We start from the raw sequence: 16,827 nt of genomic DNA, 5'->3' as shown, positions 1-16,827 counted from the left end.
AACCTCTGATTTTCTATATAAAAGTTATTAAGGATGACTGACAATCATTTCAAGATCTTGTCCCTCAAAAGTCCAAGCCTCCAGATCGCTTGGTAAAATGAAATGGTCTCCTTTTGCAATCGGATAAGCTTTCTCATCTACTGTCAACATCCCTTGTCCTGCCAACACACTCACCAATAAATAAGGAGCTGTTTTCTCAATCGCAACTTTCCCTGACACTTCCCATTTGTAAACGGCAAAGAAATCACTGGCAACCAAAAGGGTTGATTGCAAATCATCTGCTTTCACAGTAACTGGTCGACTATTGGCCGGCGCACCGATATTGAGTACGTCAATGGATTTTTCTAGATGAAGCTCGCGCAAATTGCCTTGAGCGTCTTTTCGGTCGAAATCATAAACACGATAGGTAGTATCACTGGACTGTTGCGTTTCTAAAATCAAGATACCTGAGCCAATGGCGTGCATGGTGCCACTTGGAACATAGAAGAAGTCCCCAGCCTTGACTGGCACCTTGGTTAAGAGCTTCTCCCATTCTTTCTTTTCAATCTGCTGGCGCAACTCTTCTCGTGACTGAGCACTGTGTCCATAGATGATTTCTGCTCCTTCATCTGCCGCAATCACATACCAGCACTCGGTCTTTCCTAATTCTCCTTCGTGCTTCATAGCATAGTGGTCATCTGGATGAACTTGAACACTAAGCCAATCATTGGCATCCAAAATTTTGGTTAAAAGCGGAAAAACAGGCTCGTTGCTATTGCCAAACAATTCACGGTGCTCAGCATAGACTTTATCCAATCCTTGTCCTGCAAATCGACCGTTTTTTATAGTAGATACTCCGTGTGGATGAGCTGAAATCGCCCAGTATTCGCCTATTTTATCACTGGGAATTTCATAGCCGAATTCATCTCGTAGCTTCGTTCCGCCCCAGATTTTTTCCTGCATAACAGATTGTAAAAATAATGGTTCTGACATCATTTCCTCCTTTAATATTGTACAAACAACTTAAATATTTTTAACATCTAAAAGCGAATACCCTCTCGTGTCAAAGCGATTGCGACTTCTCGAGTACTCAATCGGACGCCCATTTTCGAGATAAACGACTTGTTCAACCTGCAAAAGTGGATCGTCATTTTGACAGTCCAGATACATTTTATCATATTCATCTGGCTTTTCAGCTGTGATATGGCGATAACTTCCGGCAAATTTTAAGTTTAATTCATCCCATAAATAAGCATAGATAGACTGAAGTAAAATAGTCTCATCCAATCCTGGCACCAAATCACACGGCATATAAGTGTGTTCCAACACATAGGGCTTCTCATCAAGCAGACGCAAACGTATGATTTTATAAACTGGCGTCGTCACTTCCACTTGCAGGCGCTCTGCAATCTCGGCTTCTGGGAATTCAACTGCAAACTGAATAATCTGGCTCGTTAATTTTCGGTCATCATTTTTGAAATCTTGACTCAAGCCATTGTAATTATTCAAGCGAAATTTTGAATCTTCTTTATCCCAAAAAGAGGAATTTAACACTCTCGTTCCATTTCCTTGTTTGGAAAAAATCAATCCCTCAATGGTTAGAATCTCAACAGCTTTTTTTATAGTCATTCGGCTAACACCGAACTCTTTTGATAATTCAGACTGAATAGGCAACATGGAGTCTACTGGGTAGACTCCATTTGCGATTCTATCTCGAAGTATATTTGCTATTTCTTCGTATTTAGGCATATGATAGCTCCTGCAAATCTGTCATTCATCTCATTATAATACAGAATCAGGTTGTTTGTCCAGCATACGAAGGAATGGATACCAGATAAATCCAACAATCACCATATCCACTAACTGAAGGACACCACCTAAAATGGAATTGGTTGCTAGCATTCCGCTAAAGAATACGGGCACCGTCCAAGGAACTGCCACTCCTGTTGGAGCTGGAACAATTCCTACTGCCATCACGATATAGTTAAACGCAGTCACAACAATCGGTGCTAAAACACATGGAATCAGAATAGTCGCATTCAAAACGATTGGCAAGCCAAAGATAACTGGTTCATTGACATTGAATAACCCCGCGCCAAGAGCAAGTCGTCCAACGTCCTTATACATTTTCTTTTTCAGAATAAAAGCCATAATGATAACTACAGCTAGCGTCATCCCAGAACCACCTAAACCAACAGTAAATGTTTCCATAAATGATTTGGAAATAATGTGTGGCAAATGCTTGCCAGCCTGATAAGCCTCTAAGTTATCCAACATCAATGTATTCCAAATTGGATCCATGACAGAATTAACAAGAATTTGTCCATGAAGTCCAAAGAACCATAAAAATTGAACAAAGAAGATTGCAAGTAAAGTTGCCCAGATACTACTTCCCAAGCCAACCAGCGGCGTTTGAATAACCTTATAAATAATATCATGAAGATTTGCATTGAAAAATCCTGTCAAACCAGCATTGACAAACAAGAATATGGAAAGAGTCAATACGGCAGGAATCAAAGCCGCAAACGACTTGGCTACTGCAGGCGGAACGCTGTCTGGCTTTAATCTGCCAACCTTTTTTCGTTGCCCAGCAGTAGATTTCCGCTGCCAAAAATGCAACCAGCATTCCAAGGAACATCCCTTTTGCCCCTAAACGGTCTAAACTCAAGATGCCTGAAATTTTTTCACCTTTTTCTGACATGGTATAAAAAGGTGTCAAAAGAAGAAAACTAGAAAAGGAAACTGCTCCTCCAAAAATTCCTTCCACATCATAAGATTTTGATAAATAATAGCCAATACCAAACGTTACAAAGATTGTCATAATTGACATCGTTGCATTTTGTCCACTGCCAAACAGATTAGACAAAGTAGCTTTCGTTGCATCATTAAAAAATGGCAAATTGTTAAATACCACTACAATTGAGCCAAACATCGTTAATGGAAAGGAGAGCATAAAGGCATCTCGTAAAACAGCCAAATAACGATTGGAAGCGAGTTTGTTTGCCAATGGCAACAACTTATCACCGATTTGATCTAGAAACTTGTTCATCAATCTTCCCTCTTTTTCTTTTTTGATACTCTAACTATACTATATTTTTTATAAAATGTCTATACTTTTTATATAAAAGATTGACTTTTTTTGAAACAAGTATAGTATTATATTGTAGACTATTTTTAAAAAGGAGAAAATATATGACATTTTTAACATTTCCAAAAGGCTTCTTTTGGGGAACTGCTTCCAGTGGACCGCAAACAGAAGGTCGATTTGACGGCGATGGAAAAGGAGAGAATATCTGGGACTATTGGTACAACAAAGAACCTGAAAAATTCTTCAACCATATTGGACCTGATAAAGCTTCCTATAATTATCAGTATTACAAAGAAGATGTGCAACTAATGAAAGCAACTGGACACAATTCTTTCCGCACTTCTATCCAATGGAGTCGTCTAATCCCAGAAGGCGTTGGTGCTGTTAATCCACAAGCCGTAGATTTTTACAATTCATTCATTGATGAACTGATTACAAATGGAATTGAACCATTTATTAACTTATACCATTTTGACATGCCAATGGCACTACAAGCAAAAGGTGGTTGGCTTAATCGGGAAACGGTTGATGCTTATGTAAACTTTGCAAAAACCTGCTTTAACCTATTTGGTGACCGCGTCAAATATTGGTTCACTCACAATGAACCCATTGTCCCCGTCGAAGGTGGTTACCTCTACAATTTCCACTATCCAAATGAAATCAACATGAAACACGCTGTACAGGTGGCTTTTCACGAAATGCTCGCCAGCAGCTTAGCTGTCAAAGCCTATCACGAAAAGCAAGATGGTAAAATTGGGATTATCCTCAACTTAACCCCAAGCTATCCGCGTGATGAGAATAATCCTGAAGACGTCAAAGCTGCTCAAATTGCAGATGCTTTCTTTAATCGCTCTTTCTTAGATCCTGCCATCAAAGGCGAATACACTGCTGATTTAATTGCTATCATTAAAGAATTGGATATGATGCCAGAATACACAGCTGAAGATTTGCAGACCATTAAAGAAAATACCATTGACTTGCTTGGTGTCAATTATTACCAGCCACGCCGAGTTAAAGCAAAGGAAAACCCTGCCGATAAAGACCCGCAGAATCCTATGCCAGATGATTTCTTTGACTACTACGATATGCCAGGTAAAAAAATGAACCCTTATCGCGGTTGGGAAATCTATGAAAAAGGAATTTATGATATTATGATGAATGTCCGTGATAACTATGGAAATCTTCCTTACTATATCTCAGAAAACGGCATGGGCGTCGAAGGTGAGGAGCGCTATATCAACGCCAATGGTCAAATTGAGGACGACTACCGTATTGACTTCATCAAAGATCACCTCCGTTACCTACACCAAGCCATTGAAGAAGGAGCTAACTGCATCGGCTATCATCTTTGGACTTGTATGGACAATTGGTCCTGGTGCAATGCCTACAAAAATCGCTATGGTCTCATTGCCGTTGACCTTGATAAGAAAGGAAAACGAACGATTAAAAAATCAGGTTATTTCTTTAAAGAGTTGTCTGACAAAAATGGTTTTGAGGACTAACGAGTTGATAATAGCAGAAGAAGCTGGTACAAAATGTACTCAGCTTCTTTTGCTATTTTTTACCTGACTGACAAAGTTATGATCTTTGAAACAGGAAATTTAATGGTTAAAATTCCTATCACAACTATCTACGGAGAGAGCATTCTACTCAATCTCCCAATATTTTTTTAACGAATTCTTCACAATCGCATTTATCATTCTTTATGATATCAGCTTGGCTAACCCCTTGAGGAACAAATCGAAACACTATAAAAGAGGCTGATGTGCGATTTCTATTCACCAGTCGATGAATGCTATTTTTAACACGTAGGACATCGCCTTGTTTCACTTCTGCTCTTTCTAATGTCGCATTTTCTATTGTCTCTATAGATATTTTTCCACTAGTAACAACAATCACTTCTTCAACCTGTTGGTGGCGATGCCAATCTTGAATACTCCCTGGTAGGATCTTGTTTGTATGTACTTCAAATTCTGGGTATAAAAAATATTGGACTTCTGTTCCATTTTTCTTAACTCGAGAAAGAGCTTCTTTACTGCTTCTGATTTCAATTTCTTGTTCCATTATTTTCCTCCGCATCAAAAACTCTTTCCGGTCAAAGTTTGACTAGAAAGAGTCCCTATTGTAATTTATCGTTTGTCATTTCCTTTACGCATACTCTGCATCTTCATCGAATTGACTATTGTAAAGATCAGCATAGAAGCCATTTTCTTCCATCAATTGATCATGATTTCCTTGTTCAATGATATTGCCATCTCGCATGACCAAAATCAAATCAGCATTACGAATGGTCGACAAGCGGTGAGCAATGACGAAAGAAGTCCTTCCTTCCATCAACTTATCCATCGCTTTTTGGATCAATTCTTCTGTCCGCGTATCAACAGATGAAGTCGCTTCATCCAAGATAAGTAAGGGAGCATCCTTAAGAAGTGCACGCGCGATAGTCAGCAATTGCTTTTGCCCAACAGAAAGACTGACTGTGTCATCCAACACTGTATCGTATCCTTTTGGCAAAGTCTTGATAAAGTGATGAACCCCGACAGCTTTAGTCGCTGCCACAACCGCTTCATCAGAAATATTCTTCTGATTGTAAATCAAATTTTCTTTAATCGTTCCCTCAAATAACCAAGTGTCTTGAAGGACCATTGAGAAAGCATCATGCACTTCAGAGCGTTTCATTTGCTTGGTATCAACACCATCAATAGTAATCCGCCCTTTCTCAATTTCATAAAATTTCATCAACAGATTGACAATCGTCGTTTTCCCAGCACCGGTCGGACCGACAATGGCAATCTTTTGCCCTGCTTTGGCATTGGCAGAGAAATCATGAATAATCGTTCGATCTGGATTATAACCAAAGAATACCTTATCAAAGGCAACATCTCCTTTTAGGGTCGTGAGTTGTTGCGCTTTGTGTTCATCATTTTCCATTTCAGGCTCTGCTAAAAATTCAAATACGCGTCCCATAGCAGCGCTAGCTTGTTGAAGAGTAGTAATCCCTTGTGCAATTTGGGACAAGGGTTGAGAAAAAATCCGTACATATACCATAAAGGCAACAATCGTCCCCATCGTGACATCACCATTCAATGCCATGCTCGCTCCAACCAATACGACCATCACATAACCAAAGTTCCCTGTAAATATCATTAACGGCATCATAATTCCAGAAATAAATTGGGACTTCCACATACTACTATAAAGATTCGTATTAAGCATTTGAAAGGCTTTTTTTGATTCCTCGGTAGCATTATAGCTGACAATGACATTGTGACCAGAATACATCTCTTCCACATATCCATTGACACTAGCAAGATTCTCTTGTTGTGCGCGGAAAAACCGTTGTGATTTACCCATAATCAACGCAACAAAGACAAAGCCAATCAAGACTGAACCAATCGTTACAAAGGACAAGACCACATTATTGTAAAACATCATAAAGAGAACCGCAATAAGAAGCAAACTTGATGAAATCACCGTTCCTAAACTTTGGTTCAAAGATTGTCCGACAGTATCCACGTCATTTGTGACCCGTGAAAGAGTGTCCCCTTGGGAATGGCTATCAAAATAGCGTAGAGGTAATTTATTGATTTTTTCAGCAATAGCTGTCCGCAAGCGCTTGGCAAAATGCTGAATAACAGATGAAATGATAAAAGATTGAACGTAATTTAACAAAGCACCTGCTGCGTACAACATCGCTAAGAAAAGAGCAATGTTGGAGATTGATTTCAAATCAATCTGACTTCGCATCCCCTCTGTGATAAGGTTGGTAATTTCTTTTAATTTGTCCGGTCCATAAACTGTAATAATACTAGACACTGCCGCTCCCACAAATGCAATGAGCAATGGAAGCTGAAAACCTTTGAGATAAGGTTTCACTTGGCTAAATAAAGATGATTTTTTATTTTCCATTTTCCAATTCCTCCTTTGATAATTGTGAGTAAGCAATTTCTTGATAAACTTCGTTTGTCGCTAGCAGCTCTTTGTGAGTTCCTTGCCCAACAACTTTCCCTTTATCCAACACCAAGATCTGATCGGCATCCATGATCGTTGAAATCCGCTGAGCTACGATCAATCTGGTTGTAGCTTTCACTTTTTTCGCCAATTCTTCTCGCAAAATACGGTCTGTCTTATAGTCCAGTGCTGAAAATGAATCGTCAAAAATCAGAATTTCAGGTTTCCTAGCAAGTGCACGCGCAATCGCCAGCCGCTGCTTTTGACCACCAGAGAAATTGGTTCCGCTTTGTGCGACCTCTGAGTGCAGACCATCTTCTTTTTCTTCAACAAATGATTTCGCTTGTGCCAAGTCCAACGCAGACCACATTTTTTCATCATCCAATGGACTTTCATTGCTTTGTCCAAAATCTAAATTACTCTTTATATCACCAGAAAAGAGAATAGCTTTTTGTGGAATGTAGCCAATTTTATTATGCAAATCTTCCAACTGATAATCTTTTACATTCACGCCATCTACTAAAATTCTTCCTTCTGTCACATCATAGAAACGAGGAATTAAACTAATTAAGGTTGATTTCCCGGAACCAGTTGATCCGATGAAAGCTACCGTTTCGCCCGCTTTAGCTGTAAAGCTAACATGTTCAATGACAGCCTCAGAGTTTTTAGTATAGCGGAAAGAAACATTGTCAAATACCACTTCACCTTTGACATCTTTAGCTGTTTTGGGTTGCATTGGAGATTCAATCGTGGAATGCAAATCAAGTACCTCATTAATCCGCCCCGCAGACACCAAGGTACGAGGAAGAACGATAAACAGAGCAGCCATGAGCATGAAGCCCATTACGACCTGCATAGCATAGGACATAAAGACAACCATGTCACTAAAGATTGGCAAACGTCCTGGTAAAGCTGCATCTTGAATCAAGTAAGCACCAATCCAGTATATTGCCAAGGTCAAACCACTCGAAATCCCCATCATAATCGGATTTAAAATAGCCATGAGCCGACTAACAAAGAGATTCAACCGAGTCACTTCAGCATTTGCCCCTGCAAATTTATCATCTTGATAGTCTTCAGCATTGTAAGCCCGAACAACACGAATCCCTGTTAGACTTTCACGCGTAATACTATTTAACTTATCAGTCAACCGTTGAATAACAGATTGCTTTGGAAAGGCCAACGTCATCAAAACTGTCGTCATAATCATATTCACAATAACTGCGACAATAACTGCCCACAACCAGTATTCTGATTTCCCAATGATTTTTGTAATCGCCCAAATCGCCATAATCGGCCCACGAGTCACGACTTGCAAGCCCATAGTAATCATAAGCTGAATTTGCGTAAGATCATTGGTTGTCCGCGTTAAAAGACTTGGAATAGAAAATCTCTTAATCTCAGCATTTGAATAATCCAGTACACGATTGAAAATATCTGAGCGCAAGCTCGTTGTAAAGCTAGCTGCCAATCTAGCCGCAATAAAACCAACTACCACAGCACTGAGAAAACTAGCAAATGACAATCCAATCATTTTCAAGCCCGGATTCCACAAATCAGAAATAACTGTTCCTTTCGTCTGTAGGAGTTCCGTAATTTTTGAAATATAGGTTGGAACCTCTAAGTCCAAATAAACTGCCAAACAAGTAAATAAGATACTGATGATAATCAACCCTACTTCTTTGACAGTTAAACGTTTAAACAATTTAACCATTCGCTTCTCCTTTTTCTAATTTTTCAATATTCTGATAAAATCGCCCCATTATTTGAAAAAAAGTCACCAAATCTTCTTCTGAAATGCCAGTCAATAAGCAGCGATCCATCTCATCAAAGAAATCCCGAATTTTATTCATGCGCTCTTTTGATTCCGATGTCAAACGAATAATCTTAGCGCGTTTATCTGCTTCACTCACTTCCAGATAAATCAAGCCATTTTTAACCATTCGCTTCATTAAATTACTAGCAACTGACTTGGTAATTCCCAACTCCTGCTCAATATCTTTAATAAAGGTCATCTTGCCACAATCTTCTCGATGATTCACAAAATGCAATACTTGCCCTTGTGGACCCGCCATAAATTCAATCCCTCGCTCTTTGGCAATTTTTTGAATCATCAGATGTGTCTTCCGTCCAAATCGCTTGAATTCCAATAATGGTTTTTCCATTTGATTTCCTTTCAAATAGTTCTCTAGAGAACCAGTTAGTTTTCATGAGAACTATTTTACTATAATTCAAATGAATGTCAAGTAATAAGTTTCTATGAGAACTATTTTTATTAAAATAAAATAGCTGACCAAAAATTCAGCCAGCTATCCCTATTTTTTATATAAGACGTTTACTTTTCAGCACTGTCATATTTTCCAGTATGAAACTCTGTGATACTATCATGTCCCGGCAACTCTGGTAAACCTAAAGAATCCTCACGAGTAAAGGCTTCACGCAAACCAGATGTCCAGGCGGTTTGCTCTAGTTGTTCTGGACTAATTTGGTGTACAATTTCATCACCACGACCTTCTTTTATCTTTTGCCCAAACAACGGATCAATCAATGTTCCGCGACCAACTGCAATCAAATCAGTCGGATTCTGTGCAATCGCATCCTGCGCATCTTCCTCACTAAAGACACCGCCAACAATAATTAGCTTAGTTTGATTATCTAGAATGGATTTAAAATGCTCAGCATAAGTCCGATCAGAGCCAACAGGTTTTGACGCATATCCTTCCCAGAGCGACAGATGAATGTAATCCAACTCATATTTGATGACCTCTCGAATCAAGGCTTGGGCTTCTCTATAACTATAACCGGCCTCATCTCCGTGAATTTCTTCAGGACTGATCCGATAGCCTACGATAAAATCTTTTGGTGCATATTTTTCCACTACTCGTTTCACTTCTTTTACGACCGCAAGAGGAAAAGCCATACGTTTTTCTAAAGAACCGCCCCATTTATCCTCACGCACATTTGAGAAACTTGAAAAAAATTGCTGCAAGAGATAATGATTTGCACCATGAATTTCCACTCCTGAAAAACCAGCCTCAATAGCACGCTTAGTGGCACGTCCAAAATCTTTAATAATTCCTTCAATCTCAGCATTCGTCATTTCACGAACTGGATAAGACAAAAATGAAAAATCAAGAGCACTGGGTGCCAAAACCTCCTCACCTTTAACAGCGCGACCAGAAGCTTCGCGCCCACCATGATGAATCTGCAAAATAGCTTTGTTGCCATTTTTCTGCAAGGCTGCCGCAATCTTTTTAGCTCCCTCTAGATGCTCATCGGAGTAAATTCCTAATTGTTCAGGATAACCTGGTCTAGAGCAAGGTCCACCTGACTCACTCACATAATGGTACTCAGCAATCAATAATCCTGCCGCCTGTGAACGAGCATGATAATAGCGCAAGGTATCATCAGAAACGAAACCACCTTTCAAACCACTAAAGGTTAGCATTGGTGGCATAACCAAACGACTAGAGAGCTGAGCACCATGACGGAATTGAACCGTATCTATAAGACTCTTTGACATGACAAATCCTCCTTAAAATTTAAATTTTTGATTCCACTATTATTTTATTAAAACCATCATCGCAGATAATAACTCATTTAGCTAAGCATATTCCCCAGACTTCATTTCCAGCAAATCCACTTTTTGCATCACAAATCAACCATTCCCTACGCTTTTTTAAACTATAAACATTGTTCATCAAGATTCATTCGACAAAACTTACAAAATTCTAGCATTTCTTCACTATTAGTCGATTTTCTCCGACATAGCATATATTACACGTTTTTCTATATCAAAATACCTTCCAAGTGATCCAATTCATGCTGGCAAATTTGTGCTGGAAAATCTTTCAAAGTTAGCGTTTGTTTTTGCCAATTCTGGTCCAAATATTCAACCATAATTTCCTTATAACGAGTCGTCAAGCAACTTCCCGAAAGTGATAAACACGATTCTTCTGCTTGATAAGGAGAGGACTTCCTTTTCAAAATAGGATTGAACATGATAACAGGCACTATACCATACATGAAAATAATCGCTCGTTTTTGCACCCCAATCATATTGGCCGCCATTCCGACACACCTATCTTGATTTGCTTTTAAAGTATCTAATAAATCCTGCCCAATTTCGATATCTTTTTCGGTCGCTAATTGCGCTTTCTGTTGTAAAAATAATAGATCTTTTACAATTGGTTTAAGCATTTTCCTCCTCATAAGAAAAAAGCAAGTTCATTCAATATCCTTTTACTTGCTCTCAATTCACTTAATTATCCTTTGACTTTTTCACTGACTTTTTTAGCTAAAACAAAATTTCCAAGTGTTGCTGAGCCATTTCCAGCAACAGCTGGTGTCACAATATAGTCACGCACATCAGGTACTGGCAGATAACCATTCAAAAGAACAGTGAATTTTTCACGAACTCGATCCAGCATATGTTGTTGCGCCATGACCCCTCCACCAAAGACAACCACATCAGGACGGAAAGTCACTGTCGCTTGAATCGCTGCTTGCGCAATGTAATAAGCTTGAATATCCCAGACAGAGCTGTTGAGTTCTATATTTTCTCCTCGAATGCCAGTACGAGCCTCTAAGCTAGGTCCAGCAGCCAATCCCTCCAAACAACCATTATGGAATGGACAAACACCATTAAATTCTTTCTCTACATCCATCGGGTGTTTCGCAACATAATAATGCCCCATTTCAGGATGACCTGTTCCACCAACAAATTCACCACGTTGAATAGCACCAGCACCAATACCTGTTCCAATCGTATAATAAACCAAATTTTCAATACGACCACCAGCATTGTTTCGTGCTACTATTTCACCGTACGCAGAGCTATTAACATCTGTCGTAAAGAAAATCGGCACATTCAATGCACGCCGCAAAGCACCAACAATATCAACATTTGCCCAGTGTGGCTTGGGTGTAGTTGTAATAAAACCATACGTTTTTGAATTTGGATCAATATCAATCGGTCCAAAAGAACCAATTGCCAATCCCGTCAAATTCTCAAAGCGTGAGAAAAATGCAATTGTTTTATCCAATGTTTCAATCGGTGTAGTCGTTGGAAATTGTGTTTTCTCAACCACTTCAAAATTGTCGCCACCAACTGCACAAACAAATTTTGTACCACCAGCCTCTAAGCTTCCATACAATTTTGTCATTTCAAAACCTCTTTATATTTTGTTTTATTCTCTATTCATTATAGCATATCTTCATGTCACTTCTGAGTACAAATTTCAGTTATTCTTCTCTTTTTCAAAGAAAAGCGAACAAACATTCATTTGCTCGCTTTATCTTACATTAGACTTTCAACTCAATGACAGCCTCTCCCTTAGTTACTGCACCCTCTGCAACAGGAGTGACAGAAGCGTAATCAGCCGTGTTGGTAACAATCACCATGGTTGTGTCATCAAGACCAGCGGCTGCAATTTTGGCAACGTCAAATGTACCAAGAACATCACCTGCTTTGACTTTAATACCTTGAGCAACTTTTTGATCAAATCCATCACCGTTCATAGAAACTGTGTCGATACCAATATGAATCAAAATCTCAGCTCCATTTGTCGTTTTCAATCCGTAAGCATGACCAGTTGCAAATGCGATTGTCACTTCTGCATCAGCAGGAGCATATACCACACCTTCGCTAGGTTTTACTGCGATTCCTTGTCCCATAGCACCACTTGAGAACACTGGATCATTAACATCTTTCAAATCAACGATTGAACCAACGATTGGAGAAAGGATTGTTTCGTCAGTAAGAACTGGCGCAGCAGCTTCATTCGCTTCGACTACTTCTTTTGCTTCAGTAGCTTCTTCTTCAGCATCTTTATAACCAAATGCATAAGTCAAACCAAATCCAAGACCAGTTGTTACAAGTACCATAAAGATATATTGAAGAACTTGACCATTCAGATAGAGAAGCGTACCTGGGATGATGGTAATCCCAAATCCAGTCCCAGCAAGTCCAAGAATAGAGGCTAACCAACCACCAATAGCACCGGCAGCAAGACCCAGAACGAATGGTTTACCATAACGCAAGTTCACCCCGAAAATAGCTGGCTCAGTGATTCCAAGACCTGCAGAAAGAGCTGCTGGAAATGCAAGAGCTTTTAATTTTTTAGATTTTGTTTTTACACCAACTGCAAGAGTTGCACCGGCTTGGGCTGTCATAGCAGCTGTAATAATCGCATTAAAGGCATCTTTTCCTTCATTGGCAATCAATTGCGCTTCTAATAAGTTGAAGATATGGTGCACACCTGTTACCACAATTAGTTGATGAATACCCCCAAGAATCAAACCTGCTAAGCCAAACGGTAAGGCAAGAATAGCTTTTGTTGCAGCAAGAATGACATTTTCAAGTGAATGGAAAATTGGACCAATGATAAAGAGACCCAGAACTGACATCACAAGGAAAGTCAAGAATGGCACAACAAGCAAATCAAGCACATCTGGAATTTTCTTATGCAACCATTTTTCAAGCTTCGCACCAAGTAGACCAATGAAGAAGGCTGGCAAAACTGAATTTTGATAACCAACGACCGGAATAAAACCAAAGAACATGATCGGCTTGGCATCACCAGAAGCAACAGCCCAAGCATTTGGAAGAGCTGTATTTACCAGCATCAAGCCAAGTACAATACCAATAACCGGATTCCCACCAAATACACGGAAAGCCGACCAAGAAATCAAAGCAGGGAAGAAAGCAAAAGCTGTATCTGTCAAAACGACTGTATAAGTATAGAAATCTGATGCAGCAAAAGCTTTTGAGGTTGTTCCAAATAATCCAAGAATCGTATCATTATTAATCGCACCACGAATCCCCATGAAAAGACCTGTTGCTACAATGGCTGGTAAGATAGGTACAAATACATCACCAAATGTACGAACAGCACGTTGGAACCAATTTCCTTTTTTAGCAGCTTCTGCTTTTTGTTCACCAGTTGAAGAAGTTGGTAAGCCAAGTGCAACCACTTCATCATATATTTTATTAACGGTACCAGTCCCAAAAATAATTTGATACTGACCTGAATTAAAGAATGCTCCTTGAACCTTCTCAAGATTCTCAACCCTGTCTTTAGCAATTTTAGCTTCATCCTTGACCATAATACGCAGACGGGTTGCACAGTGAGCAACACTACTTACATTGTCTCGTCCACCGATGGCTTCAATGACCGCTTTTGCAATGTCTTTATTTTCCATTTGCATCTCCTTATTGAAAATAATTAACTTTTATGAAAGCGATTTAATCGCTCCTACGACTATTATTTTAACATGATTTAAAAATATGTCAAGCGTTTTACAGAAATTTTATTTTTTTCTGCTAAAAAGTTGATTTTTCTAAAGAAAACGTTTACTATATAAGTAAGAAAACTATATTGGAGGATAAAAGATTGGCTTGGACAACCGAACAACGCTACAAACGTTATGAAAACTGGACAACAGATGAAATCAATCAAATAAAAGAAAATATTGAAAAATCCCCTTGGCATACTAGTTACCATGTAGAACCTCAGACAGGATTACTCAATGATCCAAACGGCTTCTCTTATTTTAATGGTAAATGGATTGTGTTCTATCAGAACTTCCCTTTTGGAGCAACCCACGGTCTAAAATGCTGGGTACAGCTCGAAAGTGATGATTTAGTCCATTTCACAGAAACTGGTGTACGAGTTCTACCAGATACGAAATTGGATAGCCACGGCGCCTACTCTGGCTCTGCTATGCAGTTTAATGACAAGCTTTTCCTTTTTTATACCGGAAATGTTCGCGATGAAAATTGGGTACGCCACCCATACCAAATTGGAGCATTGCTGGATAAAGAAGGGAAACTCGAGAAGATTGATAAAGTCTTGATTGAGCAACCAAAAGAAGCTACGGATCACTTTCGCGATCCACAGATTTTCAATTATAAAGGCCAGAACTATGCCATTGTCGGCGGACAAACTCTGGACAAAAAAGGGTTTATCAAGCTTTATAAAGCAGTTGAAAACGACTATATAAACTGGGAAGAAGTCGGCGATTTAGACTTTGAAAATGACAATACAGCCTATATGATGGAATGCCCCAATCTTGTCTTTATTGATGAAACACCTGTTTTGCTCTACTGCCCTCAAGGTTTATCAAAAAAAGTTGCTCCTTACGACAATATTTTCCCAAACATGTATAAGATAGGTCAATCGTTTGACATAGCAAAGACAGCAATTGTCGATCCTAGTCCTCTGCAAAATTTAGATTATGGATTTGATTGCTATGCAACCCAAGCTTTCAATGCTCCAGATGGCCGTGTCTTAGCAGTCAGCTGGTTAGGTTTGCCGGATATTGCTTACCCATCTGATCGTTTTGATCATCAAGGAATTTTCTCGCTTGTCAAGGAATTAACACTAAAAAAAGGAAAACTCTATCAATATCCTGTTCAAGCAATCCAAAACCTGCGGAAAGAGAATAAAGTATTCACCAACCAAGCAAAAACAAAAAATAGCTATGAACTGGAATTAGAATTTGCAAGTGGTTCACAAACTGAAATCGTCCTCTTTGCAGATCAAAAACACAAAGGCCTCCGTATTCGCTTCGACATCAAAAATGGTCAAGTAACAATTGACCGTAGTGAAGTTGGCGAACAATATGCTCTTGAATTTGGGACAGTTCGCCGCTGTATGATTGAAAACCAAACTACAACTGCCTCAATTTTCATTGATAAGTCAGTTTTTGAAATTTTTATTAACAAAGGAGAGAAAGTATTTTCAGGTCGCATTTTCCCACATAATGACCAAAACGGCATTTTTATCACTGAGGGAAATCCAACCGGAACTTATTATGAATTAGATTATGGTCGCAAAACTAACTGATGTAGCAAAACTGGCAGGGGTCAGCCCCACAACCGTTTCCCGTGTGATTAACAAAAAAGGCTACCTCTCAGAAAAAACAATCACAAAAGTAACTGAAGCTATGCGAGAATTAGGCTACAAACCTAATAATCTCGCTCGCAGCTTACAAGGAAAATCCGCTAAATTAATTGGATTGATCTTTCCAAATATTAGTCATATATTTTATGCTGAACTCATTGATAAATTAGAACACGAGTTATTTAATAGAGGTTACAAAACAATTATCTGCAACAGCGAACACAATTCGAACAAAGAAAAAGAATATCTGGAGATGCTAGAAGCCAATCAAGTCGATGGCATTATCTCTGGCAGCCATAACTTGGGAATTTCGGATTATGACCGCGTAACAGCCCCTATTATCTCTTTTGACCGCAACTTGTCTCCTTCTATCCCTGTTGTATCTTCTGACAACTATGCTGGTGGAACCCTAGCCGCAGAAACGTTGGTCAAATCTGGAGCTAAAAAGATCATTATGATTACCGGAAATGATAATTCCAATTCACCAACAGGTCTCCGCCATGCAGGCTTTGCCTCTGTCCTACCAACCGCTCCTATTATTAATGTATCTAGCGACTTCTCCCCCATTCGCAAAGAAATGGAAATCAAAAATATCTTAAAAGATAAGAAGCCTGATGCTATTTTTGCTTCAGATGATTTAACTGCCATTTTAATCATGAAAGTCGCTCAAGAACTAGGGGTCAACATCCCAGAGGAACTAAAAGTTATTGGTTATGACGGAACTTATTTTGTGGAAAATTACTATCCACAGCTCGCCACTATTCAGCAACCATTAAAAGATATAGCTTGCTTACTGGTCGATTTATTGCTGCGAAAAATTGAAGGAGAAAAAGTTCCAACAACGGGCTACTTCTTACCTGTTCACCTTTCTTCAGGAAAAAGTATTTAATACTGTAAATAGTG

The 16,827-nt window shown here is 39.1% G+C and carries 13 protein-coding genes and 1 pseudogene; 3 read left to right on the top strand and 11 right to left on the bottom strand.

Annotation, left to right across the window (positions count from 1 at the left end; all coding sequences use genetic code 11):
• Positions 1–27: 27 nt before the first annotated feature.
• The 3 genes and pseudogenes from manA to celB form a co-directional block, all read right to left on the bottom strand.
• Complete coding sequence (gene manA / locus PCY71_RS11250; protein WP_301412666.1) at positions 28–972, bottom strand: mannose-6-phosphate isomerase, class I; 945 nt, start codon at positions 970–972, stop codon at positions 28–30.
• A 30-nt stretch (positions 973–1,002) separates the two neighbouring features.
• On the bottom strand, positions 1,003–1,728 hold the full coding sequence (locus tag PCY71_RS11245; RefSeq protein WP_037597932.1) for a GntR family transcriptional regulator: 726 nt from the start codon (positions 1,726–1,728) through the stop codon (positions 1,003–1,005).
• A gap of 33 nt (positions 1,729–1,761) precedes the next feature.
• Positions 1,762–3,028: pseudogene (gene celB, locus PCY71_RS11240) on the bottom strand (PTS cellobiose transporter subunit IIC).
• A 143-nt stretch (positions 3,029–3,171) separates the two neighbouring features.
• Between celB and PCY71_RS11235 the strand changes: the two are divergent.
• Positions 3,172–4,569, top strand: coding sequence for a glycoside hydrolase family 1 protein (locus tag PCY71_RS11235; RefSeq protein WP_301412638.1), 1,398 nt, complete (start codon positions 3,172–3,174; stop codon positions 4,567–4,569).
• A gap of 148 nt (positions 4,570–4,717) precedes the next feature.
• Here PCY71_RS11235 and PCY71_RS11230 read toward each other — a convergent pair whose 3' ends face one another.
• The 8 genes from PCY71_RS11230 to PCY71_RS11195 all read right to left on the bottom strand — a co-directional run bounded on the left by PCY71_RS11230 (position 4,718) and on the right by PCY71_RS11195 (position 14,221).
• Positions 4,718–5,131 (bottom strand): cupin domain-containing protein, encoded by a 414-nt coding sequence (locus PCY71_RS11230; RefSeq protein WP_301412637.1) that lies wholly within the window; start codon positions 5,129–5,131, stop codon positions 4,718–4,720.
• An 84-nt stretch (positions 5,132–5,215) separates the two neighbouring features.
• Positions 5,216–6,976, bottom strand: a complete 1,761-nt coding sequence (locus tag PCY71_RS11225; protein ID WP_301412636.1) for an ABC transporter ATP-binding protein — start codon at positions 6,974–6,976, stop codon at positions 5,216–5,218.
• Positions 6,966–8,732, bottom strand: a complete 1,767-nt coding sequence (locus PCY71_RS11220) for an ABC transporter ATP-binding protein (protein WP_301412635.1) — start codon at positions 8,730–8,732, stop codon at positions 6,966–6,968. The genes PCY71_RS11225 and PCY71_RS11220 overlap by 11 nt, the downstream gene beginning before the upstream one ends.
• The gene (locus tag PCY71_RS11215; protein WP_003070542.1) at positions 8,725–9,183 is read right to left on the bottom strand and encodes a MarR family winged helix-turn-helix transcriptional regulator; all 459 of its coding nucleotides are present in this window, start codon (positions 9,181–9,183) and stop codon (positions 8,725–8,727) included. The genes PCY71_RS11220 and PCY71_RS11215 overlap by 8 nt, the downstream gene beginning before the upstream one ends.
• A gap of 170 nt (positions 9,184–9,353) precedes the next feature.
• Complete coding sequence (locus tag PCY71_RS11210; RefSeq protein ID WP_301412634.1) at positions 9,354–10,541, bottom strand: NADH-dependent flavin oxidoreductase; 1,188 nt, start codon at positions 10,539–10,541, stop codon at positions 9,354–9,356.
• A 266-nt stretch (positions 10,542–10,807) separates the two neighbouring features.
• Positions 10,808–11,218, bottom strand: a complete 411-nt coding sequence (locus tag PCY71_RS11205; RefSeq protein ID WP_301412633.1) for a peptide deformylase — start codon at positions 11,216–11,218, stop codon at positions 10,808–10,810.
• Positions 11,219–11,283: 65 nt separating this feature from the next.
• A complete protein-coding gene (scrK, locus tag PCY71_RS11200; protein ID WP_003074417.1) occupies positions 11,284–12,183 on the bottom strand; it encodes a fructokinase ScrK in 900 nt (299 codons plus the stop codon).
• A 139-nt stretch (positions 12,184–12,322) separates the two neighbouring features.
• The gene (locus tag PCY71_RS11195) at positions 12,323–14,221 is read right to left on the bottom strand and encodes a sucrose-specific PTS transporter subunit IIBC (protein WP_037597951.1); all 1,899 of its coding nucleotides are present in this window, start codon (positions 14,219–14,221) and stop codon (positions 12,323–12,325) included.
• A 191-nt stretch (positions 14,222–14,412) separates the two neighbouring features.
• Here PCY71_RS11195 and PCY71_RS11190 point away from each other — a divergent pair, with 191 nt between their 5' ends.
• Together PCY71_RS11190 and PCY71_RS11185 are read left to right on the top strand one after the other, a co-directional pair.
• The gene (locus PCY71_RS11190) at positions 14,413–15,867 is read left to right on the top strand and encodes a sucrose-6-phosphate hydrolase (protein WP_301412632.1); all 1,455 of its coding nucleotides are present in this window, start codon (positions 14,413–14,415) and stop codon (positions 15,865–15,867) included.
• On the top strand, positions 15,848–16,813 hold the full coding sequence (locus tag PCY71_RS11185; protein WP_006270237.1) for a LacI family DNA-binding transcriptional regulator: 966 nt from the start codon (positions 15,848–15,850) through the stop codon (positions 16,811–16,813). Before PCY71_RS11190 ends, PCY71_RS11185 begins: the two co-directional genes overlap by 20 nt.
• Positions 16,814–16,827 lie beyond the last annotated feature (14 nt).

Source organism: Streptococcus sp. SN3 (assembly GCF_030439905.1).
This window is presented reverse-complemented; position numbering and strand designations above follow the sequence as displayed.

Coding starts and splice junctions, on each gene's coding strand:
- manA (WP_301412666.1), bottom strand. CDS start 972: ATGTCAGAACCATTATTTTTACAATCTGTTATGCAGGAAAAAATCTGG.
- PCY71_RS11245 (WP_037597932.1), bottom strand. CDS start 1,728: ATGCCTAAATACGAAGAAATAGCAAATATACTTCGAGATAGAATCGCA.
- PCY71_RS11235 (WP_301412638.1), top strand. CDS start 3,172: ATGACATTTTTAACATTTCCAAAAGGCTTCTTTTGGGGAACTGCTTCC.
- PCY71_RS11230 (WP_301412637.1), bottom strand. CDS start 5,131: ATGGAACAAGAAATTGAAATCAGAAGCAGTAAAGAAGCTCTTTCTCGA.
- PCY71_RS11225 (WP_301412636.1), bottom strand. CDS start 6,976: ATGGAAAATAAAAAATCATCTTTATTTAGCCAAGTGAAACCTTATCTC.
- PCY71_RS11220 (WP_301412635.1), bottom strand. CDS start 8,732: ATGGTTAAATTGTTTAAACGTTTAACTGTCAAAGAAGTAGGGTTGATT.
- PCY71_RS11215 (WP_003070542.1), bottom strand. CDS start 9,183: ATGGAAAAACCATTATTGGAATTCAAGCGATTTGGACGGAAGACACAT.
- PCY71_RS11210 (WP_301412634.1), bottom strand. CDS start 10,541: ATGTCAAAGAGTCTTATAGATACGGTTCAATTCCGTCATGGTGCTCAG.
- PCY71_RS11205 (WP_301412633.1), bottom strand. CDS start 11,218: ATGCTTAAACCAATTGTAAAAGATCTATTATTTTTACAACAGAAAGCG.
- scrK (WP_003074417.1), bottom strand. CDS start 12,183: ATGACAAAATTGTATGGAAGCTTAGAGGCTGGTGGTACAAAATTTGTT.
- PCY71_RS11195 (WP_037597951.1), bottom strand. CDS start 14,221: ATGGAAAATAAAGACATTGCAAAAGCGGTCATTGAAGCCATCGGTGGA.
- PCY71_RS11185 (WP_006270237.1), top strand. CDS start 15,848: ATGGTCGCAAAACTAACTGATGTAGCAAAACTGGCAGGGGTCAGCCCC.